Genomic DNA, 3,452 nt, shown 5'->3' with positions numbered 1-3,452 from the left:
GAAACCTTCGAGCTGTTCAACCAGCAGAGCGTCCTTGACGACGAGCAGCTCAATCGCGCCAAGACCCTGCTGATCGAAGAGGGCAATGCCCGCCACGGCTTGCGCGTGGCCGACCTGTTTCGCCTGCGCTTCTGGGTCGGCAAGGCCGATCGCGAGCCGGAAGCCTTCGACGACCTCGACAGTGCCGCCTCCAATGGCACCGTGCTGATGGCCAAACTGGTGACGGGGCTGGCAATGCTGCATCTGATGCAGGATCAGCGTCGCCCCATCCAGGGCATCTGCTATCTGGACGAGGCACTGGCCCTGGACGCCCGCAATCAGCGCAGCCTGATCGACACGGCGGCGGAGTTCGGCTTCTCGTTGATTTTTGCCTCGCCCGCGCCGCTGACGACCGTGCGCTACTGCGTGCCAATTCGCACGCGCAACAGCAGCAACCAGATCAGCCGCCATAGCTGGCAGATAATCGAACCGCTGGAGGCCTGACCATGGATCGAACCCTGCGCGCAGCCTTGCTCAAGCTGCATGGCCAACAAGCCCTGCCGGCCAGCTATTTCACCGCCGCTCAGCGCAGCGCTCTGGATCGCTTTGCCCGGCAGACAGGAGCGGTAATCTGCCTGCGTCAGGGGCGCGGGGATGTTTACCGTGTCGGCGATCCGCGACTATTCGATATCCATCTGGGCGCGCTTTCGCCTCAAGTCGAGATACCGCCCACGGACGACCTGCCGCAGCGCGCGCAACACATCGCCCACGCGCGCGACAGCAAAGCGCGCAATCATCAGCATGAGTGCTACTACCCCTTGCTCAAGGCCGTTGGCGAAAAGGTTCTCTGGCGGCAAGGCGAACACGGGAGCGAACTGCCACTCAGCCAGCTCACGCACCACTTCGGGGCTGCCAGCCTGCGCATTGAAACTGGCGACACCTGGCAAAGCGGGCAGCCGCTCTGGCTGGTGGAGAACCAGGCGCTGTTTGACCGCACGGATTGGCTGCCAGTAGGAACGCAAGCCACCCTGCTGTACTACGGCGGACAGCTTGATGGCCGGCTTCTCGCCTGGCTGGGGCAGCGCCCGCGTGCAAGCCGTGTCGTACTGTTCCCGGACTATGACGGCGTGGGGCTGGCCAATTTCGCGCGGCTTTATGCACAGCTGGGCGATGTTTGCGAATGCTGGCTGATGCCCGACTGGCAAAGCAAGCTGGCACGTTATGGCAGCCAGCGGCTATGGCAGGATACGTTTCGGGAGTTCACCAGTGCTGTTCCGCAGTTACCTGATTATCTGGGCCCGTTAACCGAACAAATGCGCCAATCCGGACTGGCGCTCGAACAAGAAGCGGTCTGGCTATCTGTTCTGTAGGTGCCCTTTGAGTAAGCTCGCAATGTCACCTGGGGCCAGGCCAGCCTCTAGGGACCGCCTCAGCGCCTGCTCCAATTGTTGCCAGCCCTGCGCTGAAGAGACATTACTGCCTAATGTTTCGGTTAGACGGAACATCAGCCCTTCCAGCAGTTCTTCGTCACCCACGTCCGCTGCGGCCTGCTCCGCCAGCGCCAAGAGGACGTTGTGTGCTGATGCCAACGAGTCGATTGGCACCCCGGCCAATGCTGCAGGGGGGTAGCGCTACGAGGGTCACCGCATGATCGCTCGCGGCAGCTATCGCAGCCATCTGCTTTCAAGAATAAGTAAAGCCCACTACAATGGCGCTTACGCAATTTTTTTCGCGTTAAGGGTCATAAAAATGACTTTTCATCTCTCGACTCCCGCTGAGATCCTGCATGCGCTGGGTGTTCGTCTGCGCGAGCAGCGGCTTGCCCAATCGCTTACGCAGCGTGAACTGGCGCAAATGGCCGGACTGTCCTTGGGGGCGTTGCGCAAACTCGAAAGCAACGGCCAGTGCTCACTGGAAACGCTGGTCCGTGTCGCGCAGGCACTTGGCTTGCTGGAGGCGCTGGACGATCTCTTCGTGCTCAAACGGCAATCCATCGCCCAGATGGAGCAGGTGGACCTTGTGAGCCGCCGCCAGCGTGCGCCGCGTAAGAGAGCATCATGAAGCTGCTTACCGTGCATTATTGCGGCTGGGGAGAAGACTGGCCGTTGGGACGCCTGGCCGATGACGGTCAATCCCTGCTCTTCGAATATTCTCCCGAAGCCTTGTCTCAAGGCTTGGAACTGTCGCCCTTGCACCTCAAGCTGCGTGCGGATGCCTACGGAGGTTTTCCGATCCATTTGCATCGCCTTCCGGGCCTGATCGCCGACAGTCTGCCTGACGGCTGGGGTTTGCTGCTGATGGATCGCCTGTTCCGTCAACACGGCTTGCGCCATCCCGGGCCACTGGACCGGCTGGCCTTCATTGGTGAGCGCGCGATGGGCGCGTTGCGCTTCGTTCCGGCAAGCGACGCCGGCGCCCACGAGCCCGACTGGTCCTTGCTGGCGCTGGCCGAGCAAAGCCGTCTCGCGCTCGCGGGCGAGGCGGGGGCAGCCCTGCGCGAGCTCGCGCTCACCGGCGGCTCACCGCAAGGGGCTCGCCCCAAGGCCTTGGTGCAGTACGACGCAATGACCGGGCAAGTCAGCACCCGTCCGGATGCGCCCGGCAGTCCCTGGCTGGTCAAGTTCCCGGCGCAGAACGAACACAAAGAGGTTTGCGTCATCGAGCAGCTCTATGCCGAGTTGGCTCGGGATTGCGGACTGGATGTGCCCCAAAGTCGTTGGTTCGACCTTGGCCCCGAACTGGCCGCCTTCGGCGTCGCGCGCTTCGACCGGGAGGGAGGGCAACGCGTCCCGGTGCACAGTCTGGCTGGATTGTTGCAAGTGGATTTTCGCCTGCCCGGTGCCACCGACTATACCGCCTTCCTGCGGGCTACCCGTTTCCTGACGCGCGACGAGCGCGAAGTGGAGAAAGCCTACGCACGAGCCGTCTTCAATGTGCTTTTCCACAACCGTGACGACCATCCCAAGAATTTCGCGTGGCGTCTCGGGCCTGACCGGCGCTGGCGTCTGGCTCCGGCATTCGACCTGACCTTCAGCGAAGGCCCGATGGGCCAGCATCACCTGGACGTTTGCGGCGAAGGTGCTGCCATCGAACGCCGGCATTTATTGCGTCTGGCGGAGGAAGGTGGCGTCCCAAGGAAACGGGCGGAAGAGGTCATCGAGCGGATGTTGCTGCAGGCAAGCTCATTAGGTGAGCGGTTGGAGCGTGCGCCGATCAGGCAGATGCTGGCGCAACAGATCAAATCCACCATTGATGCCTGTCGCCGGCGCCTGGAAAGCTGAATCCGAGCCGGCGCAACGGCGCCAGATCACGGTTGAACATACTCAATGCTGAGTTTCTTGAGTACAAACATGAGTATGTTTTTTAATGGAGCAGCATGGTTAACTGTTCATTCAATGACTTGCAGTCACAATCGCTGTTCAACGTCTGAGTACTCATTCAATTCATTAGCGGCTCCATGCGCTGCCGTGCCC

The 3,452-nt window shown here is 61.5% G+C and carries 3 protein-coding genes and 1 pseudogene; all 4 read left to right on the top strand.

The genetic code is table 11. The features are described from left to right. A pseudogene (locus IRZ12_RS16685) lies at nt 1–483 on the top strand (hypothetical protein); the annotation flags it as partial. 2 nt (nt 484–485) lie between these two features. Further along, complete coding sequence (locus IRZ12_RS16680; protein ID WP_296470930.1) at nt 486–1,349, top strand: hypothetical protein; 864 nt, start codon at nt 486–488, stop codon at nt 1,347–1,349. 277 nt (nt 1,350–1,626) lie between these two features. After that, nucleotides 1,627–2,040: a helix-turn-helix transcriptional regulator gene (locus IRZ12_RS16675; protein WP_296470928.1), complete on the top strand. Its 414-nt coding sequence runs from the start codon at nt 1,627–1,629 to the stop codon at nt 2,038–2,040. Further along, the gene (locus IRZ12_RS16670) at nt 2,037–3,260 is read left to right on the top strand and encodes a type II toxin-antitoxin system HipA family toxin (protein ID WP_114649171.1); all 1,224 of its coding nucleotides are present in this window, start codon (nt 2,037–2,039) and stop codon (nt 3,258–3,260) included. The genes IRZ12_RS16675 and IRZ12_RS16670 overlap by 4 nt, the downstream gene beginning before the upstream one ends. Nucleotides 3,261–3,452 lie beyond the last annotated feature (192 nt).

It is taken from the genome of Pigmentiphaga sp., assembly GCF_019689535.1.
In the GTDB taxonomy this organism is placed as follows: domain Bacteria; phylum Pseudomonadota; class Gammaproteobacteria; order Burkholderiales; family Burkholderiaceae_B; genus Pigmentiphaga.
The sequence above is the reverse complement of the archived record's forward strand: the minus strand, read 5'-3'. Positions and strand labels throughout refer to the sequence as shown.